The following is a 17,242-nucleotide window of genomic DNA, read 5'->3' on the forward strand; positions in this document are numbered from 1 at the left end:
TGAGGCCAGGGCTGGAAACGGTGAGGTTTGCGTTAAGGGATCTTTACGCAGGGACCGGCTGGCGGAAACATCGGCGGCGGAAGATGGGGCCATGCCAGTCTTCCCGCCGGCCGAAAGGATCTGACCGTGATCACCAAGAACCTTTTCCTGCAGGGCATCTACCCGTTCGCGGGAGCCGGCCTGGATAAACCTGTCCCCATCCACAGCGAGCTTTTGCACTACGTGCCGGACGGGGTGATCAACCAGACACTCTATTTCCGGGGCGGCAACTCCAGCGCGGAGCTGATCACCGTGGTGCTGATGCGGAACGGCGTGCCAATGCGCTATTTCCCCATCGGCGCCAAGAGCGATGTCCATGTGCCGCTCCGGGTGGTGGAGGACATCGACGGCGGCTCGGTGATCGAGCTCTATCTTGCTGCCCCGGATGGTCTTGGGGGATCCGTGGTGGTGGACCTGGGCATGGTGGAACACTGATGACCGGTGTTGTGGAAAGGCCCCAGGCCAAGCCCCAGGCCAAGCCCCAGGCCGGGCCTCAATCCAGGACGGGCGGCCCTGCTGCGCGGCGGCGCCTGGTGGTGATCGGCAACGGGATGGCCGGCGCCCGGGCGGTGGAGGAGATCCTGGCCCGGGGCGGCGCGGAGCAGTTCAGCATCACCATGTTCGGGGACGAGCCGTACGGGAACTACAACCGGATCATGCTCAGCCATGTGCTCTCCGGGGAGGAGAGCGATGCGGACATCTTCCTTAATGCCCTCTCCTGGTACCGGGAAAACAACATCACCCTGCATGCGGGCGTCCGGGTAGACCGGATCGACAGGTTCACCAAGTACGTCTATTCCGACGACGGCAGGGCAACACCTTACGACGTCCTCATCATCGCCACGGGCAGCCGTTCCCACCTGCCGCCAATGGACGGGCTCTACACCCCCGGCGGCTCGATCAAGCCCGGCGTCTTCGGTTTCCGCACCATCGACGACACACGCAAAATGGTCCAGCATGCCCAGCAGGAGCACCACCGCCGGGTCGTGGTGATCGGTGGCGGCCTGCTGGGACTGGAGGCTGCCTACGGCTTGCAGAGCCATGGCATCGAAGTGGAGGTGGTGCATTCCGGCGGGCACCTCATGAGCGCCCAGATGGGGCCCGACGGCGGTGCCGTCCTTCGCCGCAGCGTGGAAGCGCTGGGCATCCGGGTGCATACAGGCAGCCGTACTACAGCTGTCCTTGGCACGGACAGGGTCAGCGGAGTCAGCCTGCGGGACAAGCCGGACATCGCCTGCGACATGGTGGTGGTGGCTGCCGGTATCCGGCCAAACGTTGACGTTGCGGTGCTCAGCGGCCTGCCCGTGGAGCGCGCCATTGTGGTTGACGACAGGCTGCGGGTCCAGGACGAAGAGGACATCTATGCCGTGGGGGAGTGCGTCCAGCACCGGGGCGAGGTGTACGGGCTGGTGGCGCCGCTGTGGGAGCAGGCGGTGGTGCTTGCCAACCACGTGACCGGCGCGGATACGTCGTCGGCCTACCTGGGCTCGCGGACGGCCACCAAACTCAAGGTGGCGGGCGTGGAGGTCGCATCGATGGGCCTGCACGGCCCGGAGCTCGATACCGACGAACACATCGTCTTCTCCGAGCCCAGCCGCGGGGTCTTCAAGTCCATCGTGGTCCGGGACAACAAGATGGTGGGTGCCACGCTCCTTGGCGACAGCCGCAAGGTGGCGTACCTGACCCAGGCGTATGACCGGGGTTTGCCGCTGCCCGAGGAGCGGATCGGGCTCATGTTCGATCTCGGCACTCCGGGGGAGGACGTGGGCGTCGCCGAGCTGGATGACGATGCCCAGGTCTGCAACTGCAACGGCGTCAGCAAGAAAGCCCTGGTGGATGTGGTCAAGGACGGCTGCAACACGGTTGGCGGCGCCATGGACGCCACCCGGGCGGGCAAGGGCTGCGGTTCCTGCAAGCTCCTGGTCAAACAGGTGGTGGAGTGGGCAGCGGACGGCGCGGTGGAGGAGGACCCGGCCGCCAGCTACTACGTACCAGGCATTCCGTTGGACAAACCGTCCCTGATGGCAGCCATCCGGAAGCAGGGCCTGCGGTCGGTGTCCCAAGTATTCACGGCGTTGGCGCCCGGCAGCGCCGAGGACGCGAAATCGAAAATGGGCCTGGCCTCGCTGTTGAAGATGATGCTCGCGGACCAGTACATCGATGAGCGCGATGCCCGGTTCATCAACGACCGTGTGCACGCCAACATCCAGCGTGACGGCACCTTTTCCGTGGTGCCGCAGATGAAGGGCGGCGTGACGTCGGTTCAGCAGCTGCGCCGCATCGCGGACGTGGCTGAGAAGCACAACGTACCCATGATCAAGCTCACCGGCGGACAGCGGATCGACCTGCTGGGCATCCCCAAGGAGGATCTGCCGCAGGTCTGGGCGGACTTGGACATGCCGTCCGGCTACGCCTACGGCAAGAGCTTCCGCACGGTTAAGACCTGTGTGGGCCAGGACTTCTGCCGGTACGGCACAGGGGACTCCACCAAGCTGGGCATCGACATCGAGTCCCGCTTCCAGGGGATCGAATCCCCGGCGAAGCTGAAGCTGGCTGTTTCCGGCTGCCCGCGGAACTGTGCGGAGTCGCTGGTCAAGGATGTGGGTGTGGTGGCAGTGGAAGGAGGCCGCTGGGAGATCTATGTGGGCGGCGCCGCCGGTGCCCACATCCGCAAGGGAGACCTGCTGGCCACCGTGGACAACCCGGAAGCCGTCAAGCTGCTGACCGGCCGTTTTATGCAGTATTACCGCGAACGCGCCAACTGGTTGGAACGGACCTACGCCTTTGTTCCCAGGGTGGGCATCGAGCACCTCCGCGCGGTAATCGTTGAGGACTCGGAGGACCTGGCTGAGAGCCTGGACGCCGCCATGCAGGCCTCCGTGGATGATTACGTGGACCCTTGGAGTGAACGCGATGATCAGCTTACTCCCGGCCAGTTCCGAACGTCACTTCCCCTGACGGTCCTGCCGCAGGTGCCAGTCCGATGAGCACGGATTCGCCCGGCTCAGGAATCGGGTACGACGGCGGACCGGGAACCAGTGCCGTCCACGTCCTTGGCCCCGTGGAACAGATTCCGCTGGGGGAGGGAAGGGCGTTTGGCGTGGGCGGGGAGCAGGTGGCCGTCTTCCGGCTGAGGGACGGCTCCCTGCGCGCAGTGTCCGCCGTCTGCCCCCACCGGGGCGGCCCCATAGCGGATGGCACCATCGACCAGCAGGTAGTCCTGTGCCCCCTGCACCAGCATGCCTTTGACCTCAGGACGGGATGTTCCAGCACGGGTGCCGAGCCGCTGCGCAGCTATCACGTGACTTCGGACCAGGAGCGGAACATCGTCCTGCGGACCGGTCAGGTGTAGCCCCCGTCACGCACGCCACGCAGGATCTTGTAGGATGGACCAGCCGCGCTAACCTTCGGCTGCGCAGGAGTTCTGGGTCACATTCGCTCTGCCAAACGGTGGAAAGCCCGAATTTTGTATCCATGATCTTCCGCGTTTCCGGTGCGGCCAGACCCCAACCCACAAGGAACTGTTGTGCCTCAAACTACCCCCACAGAACTCGAGAGCCGCGCGGCGCAATCCGCCGTCGTCGACTCCACCCTCAGCGCCGAGGGCTACAAGAAGTCCCTGACCGGCCGCCAAGTGACCATGATTGCCATGGGCGGCGCAATCGGCGTCGGCCTCTTCATGGGTGCCGGAGGACGCCTGGCCTCCACCGGCCCGGCGCTCATCTTCTCCTACGCCATTGCCGGCGTGATCGCCTACCTGCTGATGCGGGCACTGGGCGAACTCATCATGTACCGCCAGACGTCCGGTTCGTTCGTCAGCTACGCCGGCGAAATGTTCGGCAAGAAGGGCGCGTACCTGTCCGGCTGGATGTACTTCATCAACTGGGCCATGACCGGCATCGCCGAGCTCATCGCGATCGGGCTGTACTTCCAGTTCTTCTTCCCCAACGTGCCTGTTGAACTGTCCGCCATTGCAGCGCTGCTGCTGCTCGTGGGCGTCAACCTCCTGAGCGTCAAGGCGTTCGGCGAATTCGAATTCTGGGCCTCCTGCCTTAAGGTGGGTGCCATCGTGATCTTCCTGGCCGTGGGCACCTTCATGGTGGTCACCAACGCCCAGGTGGGCGACGGCAACGCCTCGGTCAGCAACCTTTTCGCAGCCGAAGGCGGAATGTTCCCCAAGGGTGCGTTGGTGATGATCCTGGTCCTGAACGCCGTGATCTTCGCCTACAACGGGATTGAACTCGTGGGCATCACGGCCGGTGAAATGCAGGACCCCGCCAAGGAAGTGCCCAAGGCGATCCGCGCCGTCGTTTTCCGCATCGTGGTGTTCTACGTCGGCTCCGTGACCCTCCTGGCCATGTTGCTGCCCTCGGACCAGTACGTGGCCGGCACCTCGCCGTTCGTCACAGTGTTCGGCCAGATGGGCCTCGGCTGGATGGGCGACGTAATGAACATGATCGTCATTACCGCCGCGCTGTCTTCCTGCAACTCCGGCCTGTACTCGATCGGCCGGATCTTCCGGACCATGGCCAACAACGGACACGCTCCGGAGTGGCTGACCAGGATGTCCAAGAGCCACGTGCCATATGCCGCCATCCTGGCAATCGGCGCCGTCTACCTCGTCGGCATCCTGCTCAACATCTGGCTGGGCGGCTCACATGCCTTCGACCTGGCGCTCAACTCCGCATCGATCGGCGTGATCTTCACCTGGGGCGCCATCTTCGCCAGCCAGATCGCCCTGCGCAAGAAAAAGGGCAAGGTCTCCTCCCTGCCCGCGCCCGGCGGAACCTGGACCAGCTGGGCCGGCCTGGTAGCACTCCTGGCCATCACCGTGCTCATCGGCTTCGACACCATGACCAGCAAGACCGGCGAGGTGTTCCACCTGGGCCTCTGGACCCTTGCCACCATCCCGTTCTTCGCCTTGGTCCTGTGGCTCGGCTGGCAGAAGGTCAAGAACAACGAGCCCAAGAGCGCCCTGTACAGCTGAGGCTTTTCGCCTCAGCGGCCGGACCCTAAGAAGTCCGACGTCGGCGGGTCACCCTTTCGGGGGCGGCCCGCCGTCGTCGTTAATTCATCGAGTGATCCCCACCGGCCCCCTAGCCTCACAAGTTCGGCCAGGGAACCCTCCCCGCTACCTCCCAATCTCGCAAGCTCGATTGGGGCCCCTCGGTAGTGTGCGCCCAGGAGTGGGTCCTCAGCCGTTATGGCGCCTCAACAGGGCTGTTGTGGAGCAATCGATGGGGGCAGACTGGGGCTTGTGAGCGAACCCTGGGTGCTGCATGTGGACCTTGACCAGTTCATCGCCGCCGTCGAAGTGCTCCGTCGGCCCGAACTCGCGGGCAAGGCGGTGATCATTGGCGGCCGCGGTGATCCGACCGAGCGGGCGGTGGTGTCCACGGCGTCCTACGAAGCGAGGGTGTATGGCGTCGGCTCCGGAATGCCGCTGCGCATCGCCGCCCGGAAAGTGCCCGACGCCGTCATCCTGCCGGTCGACCAGGAGGCTTACCTCGCTGCGTCCGAAAAAGTCATGTCGGTGCTGCGCTCGCAACCGGATGCAACGGTTCAGGTGCTCGGCTGGGATGAAGCGTTTGTTGGTGTGCAGACGGAGGATCCGGAATCCTATGCCCGGCAACTGCAGCACGCCGTACTTGAGGAGACCCGGCTGCACTGCAGTGTCGGCGTCGGTGACACCCTGGTCCGCGCCAAGGTAGCGACGTCGTTCGGCAAACCGGCCGGCGTCTTCCGGCTCACGGAAGAGAATTGGCTTGACGTCATGGGTAGCCGGCCGACGGCCGAGCTGTGGGGCGTGGGAACGAAGGTGTCGCGCCGCCTTGCCACGCTCGGCATCGAGACGGTTGCTGACCTCGCAGCGTCCGATCCTGATGACCTGGTCCCCGAGTTCGGCCCGAAGATGGGTCCCTGGTACGCCCAGCTCGGACGGGGCGACGGCGCGCGGACAGTCGATGACACGCCCTGGGTGGCACGCGGGCACAGCCGGGAAACCACCTTCCAGCGCGACCTGACTGAAGCCGGGCAGATTGACGACGCCGTCAGGGAGTTGGCGGCGCACGTCCTGGAAGATGTGGCGGCCGAGGGGCGGCCGGTGATCGGGCTGACGCTCAAGGTCCGCTACGCCCCGTTCCTGACCAAGACGTACGCCCGGAAGATCCCCGAGACATCGGACCCCGCGGAAGTCCTCGCGCGCGCCTTGGACCTTGTGGCGAAGATCGAGCCGGGTCGCCCCATCCGGCTCCTGGGGCTGCGGGCCGAAATGACGATGCCCGAAGACTCGAGACAAGGGCATACCCCGACCCGCAGCGGATGGTGACGGGCCGCGCCATCGATTGCTCCGTAACTGCCGCTATAGAGCCTCAAAAGGGCCGTAACGGAGCAACGGATGGGGGAGGGCGGAAAGCGAATGGCGGCGGATCCCCCATGGGATTCCGCCGCCGTTCGGCTTTGGGCTGCTTGCCCGCTGCCGCCGTGTCCGGGATGCTCCGGGGAGCATCGTGGGGACTAGTCCTTCTTGAATTCGTCCTTGATGTCTTCGCCGACCTTTTTGGCGTCAGCCTTGACCTGGTCCTTCTGGCCTTCGGCCTTCAGGCGGTCGTTGTCAGTGGCGTTGCCGGCCGCTTCCTTGGCCTTGCCGCCCATGCCTTCTGCTGCGTTACTGATCTTGTCTCCGAGGCCCATGGTGCAAACCGCCTTTCGTTTCCGATTGGTCAAACAATGCATTTTCACCCTAACACGAAGCATGCTTACTATTTCAAGTGGCGGGAAGTCTTGCTTCCTGTTGATTGTCGTGGACCCGGGCTAGGCTCGAACCATGGATCACAAGACCAGCCTCACCCAGCACGTCCACGCCTCGCCGGAAAGGGTCTGGTCCGTCATCTCGGACATTCCAGGCTCCGCGGCCACCCTGTCCGGCATCGACTCGGTGCAGATGCTCAGCGAAGGACCATACGGCGAAGGGACCCGCTGGAAGGAAACCCGCACCATGATGGGCAGGGCGGAAACCGTGGAAATGTGGGTGGCGCAGGCCGATCCGCCCCACAGCACCACGGTCAAGGCTCTCCAGGGCGGCGCGGACTACACCTCCCGGTTCAGCCTGGCTGAACGCGACGGCGGGACGGACCTTACGCTGACGTTCGGCGCCGACGTGGTCAAGCCGACGGCGCTCAGCAAGATCACCATGGCCCTGTTCGGCAAGCTCGGCATGTACTTCACGCGCAAGGCACTGGCCAAGGACCTGGCGGAAATCGCGGCCAAAGCGGAATCGCACTAGTGGCGGTAAAAGCCGCCAAGGTTACCGGTCCCCGGCTGTCGCCGGTCCGTCTGGAAGATCTCAGGGAAGATCCTGCGCCGGATTTCCAGCGGGGGGAGAGGTACGACGGCGTCCGGTACAGCCGCGTGGCGGCCGACGGCCTGGAGTTAAGCGGCACAGACTTCGCCGAGTGCGAGTTCCAGGGTGCCTCCTTCAATGAGACACAGCTGCGCGGCGCAACGTTCCGTGACTGCATCCTGGCCGACCTGTATGCGCCCGTGTTCACCGCTGCCCGCTCCACGTGGCGGGACGTCCACCTCACCAGTCCGAGGCTGGGATCGGCTGAACTCTATGAAGGCGGCTGGCAGTCAGTCCGGATCGACGGCGGCAAGCTGGACTTCCTCAATCTCCGCGGATCCAAGCTTGCGGATGTCCTCATCAGCGACTGCATCATCAACGAGTTGGACCTGGGCTCCGCCACCGGAACCAGGGTGGCGCTGAAAAACTGCACCATCGGCACCCTGGACCTCGGTGGGGCCAAGCTGAAGGACTTCGACCTGCGCGGCACGGATTTCCGGACCATCAACGGTTTGGGCAGCCTGGCAGGCGTGGTGATCGACGACTACCAGCTCGGCCTCCTGGCCCCGCTCCTGGCGGCCCACCTCGGCGTCGTCGTCCTCTAGCCCTTTCCCGGGGAGGGGAGGGTCTTGGATCCCCTTGCGGCCGCAGTGTAGTCTTTACAGAACGAACGGTCGGTAATTGGGGCGGTCACTGATGGTCCCGCTGGCCCTGCTCCCTGCGTAAGGATGTTCTCATGGTCGAGGCTTTTCTTGTTGGCGGTGTCCGTACCCCGGTGGGGCGCTACGGCGGTGCGCTCTCTTCGGTGCGCCCCGACGATCTTGCGGCGCTGGTGATCCGCGAGGCGGTGACGCGCGCCGGTCTGGATCCGGACAGCATCGACGAGGTCATCCTGGGCAACGCCAACGGGGCGGGGGAGGAAAACCGCAATGTGGCCCGGATGGCAACCCTCCTGGCCGGACTTCCCCTCCACATCCCCGGCATCACGGTCAACCGGCTCTGCGCATCAGGGCTGAGCGCCATCATCCAGGCCAGCCAGATGATCAAGTCCGGCGCCGCGGACCTTGTGATCGCCGGTGGGGTGGAGTCCATGAGCCGCGCCCCCTGGGTCCAGGAGAAGCCGGCTGCTGCGTTCGCCAAGCCGGGTCAGATCTTTGATACCTCCATCGGCTGGCGGTTCGTCAATCCACTGTTCCAGAAAGGCGAGCTCGCCCGGGACGGCAAGATGACATTCTCCATGCCGGAAACCGCAGAAGAAGTGGCCCGCGTGGACAGCATCAGCCGGGAGGATGCCGACGCCTTCGGGGTCCGCTCCCACGAGCGTTCCCTCGCTGCCATCGCGGAAGGCCGCTTCCGGGATGAGATCGTCCCGGTGACGGTCAAGACACGCAAGACCGAAACCGTAGTGGATACTGACGAAGGCCCGCGGGCGGGCACCACTATGGATGTCCTTGCCAACCTCCGCCCCGTGGTGCCAGGCGGTTCGGTGGTCACAGCCGGCAATTCCTCCACCCTCAACGACGGCGCCTCCGCCATCATCGTCGCGTCGGAGGCCGCCATCCAGAGGCTGGGCCTGAGCCCGCGCGCCCGCATCATCGACGGCGCCTCGGCAGGCTGCGAACCTGAAATCATGGGCATCGGCCCGGTCCCGGCCACCCAGAAGGTGCTCAAGCGCAGCGGATTGAGCGTCGGTGACCTGGGCGCCGTCGAGCTTAACGAAGCGTTCGCCACACAGTCGCTGGCCAGCATGCGGCGGCTGGGCCTGGACCCGGACATGGTGAACAACGACGGCGGCGCCATCGCTTTGGGCCACCCGCTGGGTTCCAGCGGCTCACGTCTCGCCATCACGCTGCTGGGCAGGATGGAGCGTGAGGACGCCGGTATTGGCCTGGCCACCATGTGCATTGGCGTGGGCCAGGGCACTGCGATGTTGCTGGAGCGTGTCTGATGGCCGGCCCCGACCTCGCGGACGAACACTTCAGCACTCTCCTGGTTGAGGAGCGGGAGGACCGGGTGGTGGTGCTGCTCAACCGCCCGGACGTCAGGAACGCCATCGACCAGCAGATGGTGGACGAGCTTCACGTAGTCTGCGCCGCCCTGGAGCAGAACCCCAGGATGCTCATCCTTGCCGGCGTGGATGGCGTGTTTGCCTCAGGGGCGGACATCGCCCAGCTACGGGAGCGCCGACGGGATGACGCCCTCCAGGGCATTAACTCCACGATTTTTATCCGCGTTGCCAAGTTGCCCATGCCCGTGATCGCAGCGTTGGACGGCTACTGCCTGGGCGGTGGCGCCGAGCTCGCCTATGCCGCTGACTTCCGGATCGGCACCCCCAGCGTGCGGATCGGTAATCCCGAAACAGGGCTGGGGATCCTGGCCGCGGCCGGGGCCAGCTGGCGCCTCAAGGAACTGGTGGGGGAGCCGGTGGCCAAGCAGATCCTGCTGACAGGACTGGTACTCCGGGCCGAGGAGGCGCTCGCGCTAAACCTCATCACGGAGATCCACGAGGCACCGGTCCTCATGGAGGCTGCACACAACCTCGCGGACAGGATTGGCCGCCAGGACCCGCTGGCTGTGCGGATCACCAAGTCCTTGTTCCACGCCCCGGCCGAGGCGCACCCGCTGATCGACCAGCTGGCGCAGGGGATCCTCTTTGAATCCCAGGCCAAGTTCGACCGCATGCAGGCATTCCTGGATAAAAAGGCTGACAAGGACGCCGATAAGTCCACCGACAAGAACGCCGCCAAGAAAACGGAGAAGAAGTAGACATGGGCAACCCGAACCTTCCTTCCACTGTGGGTGTGCTGGGCGGCGGCCGGATGGGTGCCGGCATCGCGCACGCCTTCCTGGTCAAGGGCGCGAACGTCCTGGTGGTGGAGCGCGACGAAGAATCCGCCCAGGCCGCCCGCGAACGGGTGGAATCGGCGGCTGCCAGGAGCATCGAACGCGGAGCCACGGACGGCAACCTGGACGAGATGGTTTCGCGGCTTTCCGTGACTGTGGACTACGACGATTTCGCGGACCGCCGGCTGGTCATCGAGGCCGTCCCGGAAGACTGGGACCTGAAGGTCACGTCACTGCGGGGGATCGAGGAGCGCCTTGCCCGCGATGCCTACCTCGCTTCCAACACCTCCAGCCTTTCCGTCAACGGCCTGGCCCGTGAGCTACAACGGCCTAACAACTTCCTGGGACTGCACTTCTTCAACCCGGTGCCCGCCTCCACGCTCATCGAAGTAGTGCTCGGCGAGCGGACGTCCCCGGACTTGGCGCTGGCGGCGAAAAGGTGGGTCGAGGCACTCGGCAAGACCGCCGTCGTCGTCAATGATGCCCCGGGCTTTGCTTCTTCAAGGCTGGGAGTGGCCATTGCCCTGGAGGCCATGCGCATGGTTGAAGAGGGCGTGGCGTCCGCGGAGGACATCGACGCAGCCATGGTGCTGGGCTACAAGCACCCCACCGGCCCGTTGAAGACCACCGACATCGTGGGCCTGGACGTGCGGCTGGGTATCGCCGAGTACCTGCACTCCACGCTGGGTGAACGGTTCGCCCCGCCGCAGATCCTCAAGGACAAAGTGGCCCGCGGAGAACTCGGACGCAAGACCGGAAAGGGCTTCTTCGACTGGGCTGGGTAAGCTTGCTGGGTGACCACGATTGAACCCATCACTTTGGCCGGACAGCACGTCATCCTGGAACCCCTGAGCCCGGCCCACCACGACGGCCTGGCTGCCGCCGCGCAGGACGGTGAGCTGTGGAAGCTCTGGTACACATCCGTCCCCACGCCCGACGGGATGGCCGCGGAGATCCGCCGCCGGCTCAGCCTCCAGGAGCAGGGTTCAATGCTGCCGTTCACCACACGCCTGACCGATCCCGCCACGGGCGGCCCGGGCAGGATCATCGGCATGACCACCTACATGAACATCGACGCCGGCATGCCCCGTGTGGAGATCGGCTCCACCTGGAACGCGGCTTCTGTGCATGGCACCGGAACCAACGCAGACTCCAAGCTGCTGCTCCTGCGCCATGCCTTCGAGACGCTCGGGTGCCCGGCTGTGGAATTCCGGACGCACTGGCTCAACCACCAGTCCCGGGAAGCCATCGCCCGGCTGGGCGCCAAGCAGGACGGCGTACTCCGCAACCACTCGCGGACCAAGGACGGCGTGCTCCGGGACACTGTGGTGTTCTCCATCCTGGAGCACGAGTGGCCCATGGTCCGCGCCGGGCTGGAGTACAGACTCGCCAAGCGCCGCTAGGGCGCCTGGCGAGCCTGCTAGCTGGCTGGTTTTAGGGCGGTCCGCCAGGCGGCGACGGCTTTGGCGGTGCTGAAGGTCCAGGTGGCGGTGCCGGTGGCACCGGCGGTTGCCTTGGTCCAGGCGGCGTGTTCGGCGATCTGGCCACCTGCGGCCTCCCAGCGTTCAGTCCATCGGGTCGGTGGATACGCTCCAGGGTATGGGCTGTCAAACCCGACGCCGCCGATCTGCATCGCGCCGTTGCTTACGGTGGTGATGCTCGGAACGGTGATGCTGGAGGCCGTGTAACTGGCGTTGACGGCGGTGGCCACGGCGCTGTCCAGCGGCGTGGTGTTGTTGACGCCGCGGTAGGCGGTGACGCCGCCGCCCCACGTCACGGCCCGGCTCAGGGTCCAGGTATAGGTGGCCGGGTCGGAGGCTCCGACCACACGGTAGTAGGCGAAAACGCGCGCGCCGGCTGTTGATGAACTCGCGATGCTCAATCCGTTGACAATCGTCTTCCAGCCCGCAGGGACGGCCACAGTGGGGTTCTGGTCCGCCGTGAAGGAGGCGACCAGGACGTCGCCGGCCGTTCTGCCAGCCGGCGCCGCCAGTGCAACCGTAGTGTTGGCCGTTGAAGCGTTCGCTGTGGTTGAGCTCCGGGCCGTTATCGCCGACGAGGCCTGATGTTGGGAACCGATCTGGATCGTCGAGGCGACGCTGGGCACCCCGTTGCCGTCCATGGCAAAGAGCAAGTACTTGCCCGGCACCAGCACGCCGGGATCCGCCGGCAACTTCAGCGACGCGGTGTTGCCCGATACCGAAGTTGCGGTCAGCGGGATCCGCCGCTGATCGGTGTTCACGCTGTGTGTCACCGTGCTCATCCGCATCAGGGAGAACTTCGTGACCGGCGCTCCGGTGGTCACCGCAATTGTGCCGCCTGCCGCGGCGGTGGCCGGTGCGGTCACAATCGTCGGCCGGGTGCGCGCGCTGCCGTCTGCGTTCAGCAGGTAGGGCGGCGTGAAAATCTCTCCGTCCAGATGATTGGTGGTGCAGTCGCCGCACAGCCCGCCACCGCCGGCGAATACCCGGCCATCAGGGAGCAGCAGGGCGACGCTGTGATACGTCCGGGGGATGGCCATCGGGGCCAGCGTGGTCCACTGTCCGGTCGCCGGGTTCCAGATTTCCGGAGCCATCCTTGCGGTGGTGTCGTTAAACGATGAGGCGGTGGCCTGACCGCCGACGACGAACACCTGGCCATCGGGCAGCGCGACCCCGTTCGCGAACGACCGGGCGAAGGCCAAGTCTGCGGTGCGGGTAACCTTCACCCCGTTGTTGATGTCAATCGTGTACGCCCGCGCTGTGCCGGGGGCTCTGTTGTAGGCGGTGGCCCCACCCACGGTAAGAATCTTCCCGACGTCGTACATCACGGCGTTTGCGTTCATCGCATCCGGGCTGTCGGAGCGCAGACCGGCCGAGCTGATGCTGCCATTGCCCGTGGTGGAGATCCAATTCATCTGCCGGCTCGGACCGGCGTGGAATACCCGGCCACCGGGGGCGGCAAACAACCACGCGTGGTTGTCGGCGGTGTATTCGCCCCGGGGGTCGTCGGTGAGGATGTTGTCGGACAGCACGTTGGGCAGCGTCCGCCAGCCGCCGGCGGCGGACCACACCTCGCCGTTCTTGTTGCCGATACCGCCGGACCACGACCCGCCGAGGGTGAATACCTCGCCGGTGGAGATGGTCACGTTGGACTGGTAGCCGCGCGGGATCTTCATGTCCGGCCCCGCGGTCCAGGTGTTCGTCCCAGGGTTGTACAGGGTAGTTTTCGAGCTGTTGCTGCCGCCGCTGATCATGATCTTCCCGTCCGGCAGCAGCGAGGTCCCGGGGCAGAACATGTCGTGACCGGTGTTGGCCACTTGGGTCTGGGTCACCGCGCCGGTGGTGAGGTTCAAGATGGACGTCTGAGTATAGCCCTTTCTAGTACCGGCTTGGGTGGCGGAGTAGGCAGACCAGGTCAGCAGCTTGTTGCCAGGCAGCAGCGCGGCCGCGGCCGGGACAATCGGGAAGTTGATCGTCGGGCCCCAGGATCCCAGCGACCCGCTCGCCTGTTGCGGAGCCATCACCATGTCGCTGCTCTGGGCGAGCAGATTGATCTCCGCAGCGCTGCTCCAAGGTCCGCGGTTGCCGGCTTCGGTGATGGCTCGCAGCTGGACATAGCGCGCCGATACTGCCGTGAACGTTACACTTTTCTCGGCACTGCTGTCGGCCCAGGTCCCTCGAGCCACCGGGGCAGTCCAGGTGGTGCCGTTGGTGCTCACCAGGATCTCGAAGCTGCCGACCCGCCCGTTCGGGACGTCAGAACGCGGGAGATAGCGGAACCCCGAGATACTGTGCGTCTCCTTGGTGTCGATCGTGATGGTATGCGGCAGCGGGACAGCAGGCGAGGGCCCCTTACTCTGCCAGAACGAGGCGGCGTTCCCGTCGAGAACGTTGGCGGCCTGGCCGTTCTCGCCTGAAATCTCCTCGTCGCTGGCCGAAACCGTCCACCCGGTCCGTAGCGATGGAGGCGGAGCCGGCGCCATCGCTTCGGCCGGCAGCATGGTGATGTGCCTGTGTGATCCGGCCGCGCTCGAGGAGTCGGAGTCGTGCGGAGCCACCCCAACGAAACCCGTGATCAGCCAGGACGCCGCCATCGCTGCGGTGACCAGCGCAGCCAGGGCCAACCTGCCGCGAAGCCGCACCGTGACGCCCGAACCCTTCTCCGCACGAACGGGCCGCCCGGCTGGCACCACCGGCCCGCGTGTGGACAAAACATGGACACGAATCCTGGCGGCGGCGGACCGAACACGGCGCACAACAGACATAGTCGCTTCCCATCAAAACAGCAGGCCAACACCGGACCGCACAACCCATGTCTGTCATTGCAGACGTGATGGATCGAAGCCTACGGACCAACAGGACATCGGGGCCCGAGTACTCAGTACCTGTCTTCGCCCCACCAGCTACTCGCCGGTCACTGATCCTTACCTGCCTTTTTCCACCGGCTACTCGCCGCACCATCCGCTTTTCCAGGCCGCAAGAGCAGCAGCCGCTGCCGGACCCTCGGAGCGCCGGCATCAACTGAGGCACCGATGAGGGGGTAAACCTCGGCCACCGGGAGCCGCGAAACTGCGGCTCATACAGCACCGAGCACGCGAGCAGCTGCTTCTCACCGGCTGAAGCGTTGCCGCCTTCGTCGTCCAACCCGGAGCAGTGTAAGACGGCGGCGCGCCATGCAGGCCGACGGTTCAGACCGGGGCGTCTCCAGGAAAGGTCCGCCGCGCAGAAGTATGCCGCTACTGGGTCCTGCCTGGGCCTCATCAACCGGTGACGTCGTTAATTGATGCTCCTACAGGAATCAATGCTCGTTTGAGCCAGCCTGAATAGCGCTGATAGAACTCGTCGTCGCGGGTCAGTCCGCGTTCGAGCCTGGACAGGGCGGAGGGCCAGACGCCGGAGGTTGGTGGATGGCTTTGTTGGCTTGCCGGTCACCGCACGGCTGAGCCGGTGGCGGATGGTCTTCCCTGAGGATGCGGGGATCCGACGAGGGCTGCGAATTTCGATTCTCTGCTGATCCGTTCGGGTTTGTCGCCGACGGTGACGAGCAGGTGGCTGGCCACCTGCGTGTCGACGCCGTGGAGGTCGCCGATCATGGCTGCGTGGACGGTGATGATCGCGTCGAATTCGGCGTCGATAAGGGCCAGTTCCCGGCGCAGGTTTCGGTAGGCGGACCGCGAGGCGTTTGACGACGATGGCGGTGGCATTCCCCCACGCCGAACGTCACTAACGTCCGTGGTCAATACAGCTAGCGAGGTGGGCCGGTGGTTAGCGCCTTGCGATCGAGGCGAGGTTCACTTCAGCTGTGAGGGCTGCGGCGTACGCGTCATGCCCAGCCGCATTCGGGTGGAAATTCCGGGGGTCAGAGAAGGCAGCCGGATCAAGGATGATCCAGGGCTCCGTGGAGTTGGTTGCATGACGGGCGAACTCGTCTGTGACGTCGACGTACACCGCGTTAGCCTTTGCCTCTGCGTTGGCGTTATCCACAGCCTGTTCGATGGCTTCGGTAAGGGCTACCGTGCCTGAGTTGATCAGCCCTTGCGCGTCCCGGGTCAGCACTGTCGGCAGGCCTTCGGGGTCAAACAGGAGCGGGTAACCAAAAACCACAATCCTAGCTCGCGGGGCGGCCCGGTGGATTGCGGTGAGCGCTTCAACGAGGTCCGCGCGTATTGCGGGTAGCTTGGCTCGGGCTGCCATTACAGCCTGGGCGCAGATATCGAGCGTGTACACGGCGCAGACCGTCAACGGTGTGGTGAAGTCAAGGTCATTGGCCCCGGCGGTCAAGGTCACCAGTTCGGTCCGGCCGGAGAGTCTTTCGGAAGCGGAGAGTGCCGCGATCTGCTCCATGACGCTGGGTACGCTCCATGATGCATCAGGCGGAATGATCGCTCCGCTGCATGCCCCGTTGATGACTTCATCAACAATGGCCAGGTCTTCGAGGATGTCGACGTAACCTCCGTCTGTCTTCAGGCACGGGGGAGGCGTGATGTAGGACCCAGCCCCCACCCCGGCCGTGTAAGAGTCGCCGACCGCCACGAGGTCGACATCCGGAACCGGCGCAGCATCTGCCGGGAGGGCTGTAAAGCCGAGTGCCATTGCCATGGTGGCGAGCCCGGCCGCAAAGCGCCGCCGTCGTCCTACTGCATTTGCCATTGGTCTTCCCCTTAGATCATCAGCCGCCGGAGTGGAGAGGGCGTGTATGTGCCCACGGTACGCCTAACGCGGGCGCCGGTCACGGACAGTGGCGTACCCTAATTTTCGCCGGGCGACTACCTAGGTACGTGCAGGCGCCCCCGGCTTGTGGTTAGCTGTCCGGATGGAGACACCTCGCGGGGCCCTGAACTGGGACGGGGCCGTGAATGCCTGGCACGTTGCCGGCGGCGTCTACCGCATGGGGCGGCGGGAGTGGCTCACCGAGGCTGGCTGGCGGCAGGCGTACGACGACGGCGTCCGCACCGTGATCGACCTGCGTAACTCCCATGAAGCGCGGCGCCGGGACACCGACCCCGTCGTGGGGGAAGCGGCCTGGTCCGGCGTCGCGATCGTCTCCGCCCCCACAGAAGATCCCGACGATCCGCGGCTGACCGACGTGTGCGGCCCCTACCTCAACGATCCCGCCCACTACCGGCACAACGTCCGGCTGTACCCGGAAAGGTTTGTGGCCATCTTCCGCGCCCTTGCCGAAGCGTCAGGCGCCGGTGTGGTGGTCCACTGCGCGGCCGGACGTGACCGCAGCGGCATGGTGGCGGCAATGCTGCAGGACCTTGCCGGCGACTCCGACCAGCTCATTGCCAGGGGCTACGAACGTGCCGCACGGGGCATCAACGAGCGCCACCGCACCCACGGACCGCCGCATGCACGGGAACGCTGCCTTGAGGAATCGGAACTGACGCCACTGCTGGAGCGGCGGGGCAGGACTGTCGTGGAGTTCGTTCGGGATCTGGACACCCGGGATTTCCTGCTGCGGCACGGCCTGACAGAAGCTGAGCTGGCCGCTATCCTGTCCATGCTGGGCAGCCGGGTGGCCCTGTGAAAATGG

The 17,242-nt window shown here is 65.3% G+C and carries 16 protein-coding genes; 12 read left to right on the plus strand and 4 right to left on the minus strand.

Going from position 1 to position 17,242, the window contains the following annotated elements; genetic code table 11:
* The first annotated feature begins 126 nt into the window (after nucleotides 1–126).
* From QFZ30_RS02885 to QFZ30_RS02905, 5 genes are all read left to right on the plus strand, one after another.
* Nucleotides 127–474, plus strand: coding sequence for a molybdopterin oxidoreductase (locus QFZ30_RS02885; RefSeq protein ID WP_307073298.1), 348 nt, complete (start codon nucleotides 127–129; stop codon nucleotides 472–474).
* Nucleotides 474–3,026, plus strand: a complete 2,553-nt coding sequence (nirB, locus tag QFZ30_RS02890; RefSeq protein WP_307073300.1) for a nitrite reductase large subunit NirB — start codon at nucleotides 474–476, stop codon at nucleotides 3,024–3,026. The genes QFZ30_RS02885 and nirB overlap by 1 nt, the downstream gene beginning before the upstream one ends.
* A complete protein-coding gene (locus QFZ30_RS02895; protein WP_307073302.1) occupies nucleotides 3,023–3,391 on the plus strand; it encodes a Rieske (2Fe-2S) protein in 369 nt (122 codons plus the stop codon). Before nirB ends, QFZ30_RS02895 begins: the two co-directional genes overlap by 4 nt.
* A 174-nt stretch (nucleotides 3,392–3,565) precedes the next feature.
* Nucleotides 3,566–5,026, plus strand: coding sequence for an amino acid permease (locus QFZ30_RS02900; RefSeq protein WP_307073304.1), 1,461 nt, complete (start codon nucleotides 3,566–3,568; stop codon nucleotides 5,024–5,026).
* A 270-nt stretch (nucleotides 5,027–5,296) separates the two neighbouring features.
* Nucleotides 5,297–6,367, plus strand: coding sequence for a DNA polymerase IV (locus tag QFZ30_RS02905; protein WP_444875967.1), 1,071 nt, complete (start codon nucleotides 5,297–5,299; stop codon nucleotides 6,365–6,367).
* Between the two features lie 188 nt (nucleotides 6,368–6,555).
* Here QFZ30_RS02905 and QFZ30_RS02910 read toward each other — a convergent pair whose 3' ends face one another.
* The gene (locus tag QFZ30_RS02910) at nucleotides 6,556–6,732 is read right to left on the minus strand and encodes a CsbD family protein (protein ID WP_307073306.1); all 177 of its coding nucleotides are present in this window, start codon (nucleotides 6,730–6,732) and stop codon (nucleotides 6,556–6,558) included.
* 133 nt (nucleotides 6,733–6,865) lie between these two features.
* On the opposite strand from QFZ30_RS02910, the gene QFZ30_RS02915 reads away from it, so the two are divergent.
* From QFZ30_RS02915 to QFZ30_RS02940, 6 genes are all read left to right on the plus strand, one after another.
* On the plus strand, nucleotides 6,866–7,324 hold the full coding sequence (locus tag QFZ30_RS02915; protein ID WP_307073309.1) for an SRPBCC family protein: 459 nt from the start codon (nucleotides 6,866–6,868) through the stop codon (nucleotides 7,322–7,324).
* Nucleotides 7,324–7,986 carry a pentapeptide repeat-containing protein gene (locus tag QFZ30_RS02920; RefSeq protein ID WP_307073311.1) on the plus strand — a complete coding sequence of 221 codons (663 nt, stop codon included), beginning with the start codon at nucleotides 7,324–7,326 and terminating at the stop codon, nucleotides 7,984–7,986. Before QFZ30_RS02915 ends, QFZ30_RS02920 begins: the two co-directional genes overlap by 1 nt.
* A gap of 131 nt (nucleotides 7,987–8,117) precedes the next feature.
* Entirely contained in the window at nucleotides 8,118–9,329 is a 1,212-nt protein-coding gene (locus QFZ30_RS02925) for a thiolase family protein (RefSeq protein ID WP_307073313.1), read from the plus strand.
* Entirely contained in the window at nucleotides 9,329–10,147 is an 819-nt protein-coding gene (locus tag QFZ30_RS02930; RefSeq protein WP_307073314.1) for an enoyl-CoA hydratase/isomerase family protein, read from the plus strand. The genes QFZ30_RS02925 and QFZ30_RS02930 overlap by 1 nt, the downstream gene beginning before the upstream one ends.
* A 2-nt stretch (nucleotides 10,148–10,149) precedes the next feature.
* A complete protein-coding gene (locus QFZ30_RS02935) occupies nucleotides 10,150–11,010 on the plus strand; it encodes a 3-hydroxyacyl-CoA dehydrogenase family protein (protein ID WP_307073316.1) in 861 nt (286 codons plus the stop codon).
* A 9-nt stretch (nucleotides 11,011–11,019) separates the two neighbouring features.
* A complete protein-coding gene (locus QFZ30_RS02940; RefSeq protein ID WP_307073318.1) occupies nucleotides 11,020–11,628 on the plus strand; it encodes a GNAT family N-acetyltransferase in 609 nt (202 codons plus the stop codon).
* A gap of 17 nt (nucleotides 11,629–11,645) precedes the next feature.
* Here QFZ30_RS02940 and QFZ30_RS02945 read toward each other — a convergent pair whose 3' ends face one another.
* From QFZ30_RS02945 to QFZ30_RS02955, 3 genes are all read right to left on the minus strand, one after another.
* The gene (locus QFZ30_RS02945; protein WP_307073320.1) at nucleotides 11,646–14,417 is read right to left on the minus strand and encodes a galactose oxidase-like domain-containing protein; all 2,772 of its coding nucleotides are present in this window, start codon (nucleotides 14,415–14,417) and stop codon (nucleotides 11,646–11,648) included.
* Between the two features lie 717 nt (nucleotides 14,418–15,134).
* On the minus strand, nucleotides 15,135–15,410 hold the full coding sequence (locus tag QFZ30_RS21925) for a hypothetical protein (protein WP_373462806.1): 276 nt from the start codon (nucleotides 15,408–15,410) through the stop codon (nucleotides 15,135–15,137).
* A gap of 61 nt (nucleotides 15,411–15,471) precedes the next feature.
* The gene (locus tag QFZ30_RS02955; protein ID WP_307073322.1) at nucleotides 15,472–16,356 is read right to left on the minus strand and encodes an SGNH/GDSL hydrolase family protein; all 885 of its coding nucleotides are present in this window, start codon (nucleotides 16,354–16,356) and stop codon (nucleotides 15,472–15,474) included.
* A gap of 163 nt (nucleotides 16,357–16,519) precedes the next feature.
* Between QFZ30_RS02955 and QFZ30_RS02960 the strand changes: the two genes are divergently transcribed.
* A complete protein-coding gene (locus QFZ30_RS02960; RefSeq protein WP_307073323.1) occupies nucleotides 16,520–17,236 on the plus strand; it encodes a tyrosine-protein phosphatase in 717 nt (238 codons plus the stop codon).
* Nucleotides 17,237–17,242 lie beyond the last annotated feature (6 nt).

This window comes from Arthrobacter pascens, from assembly GCF_030815585.1.
Classification (GTDB): domain Bacteria; phylum Actinomycetota; class Actinomycetes; order Actinomycetales; family Micrococcaceae; genus Arthrobacter; species Arthrobacter pascens_A.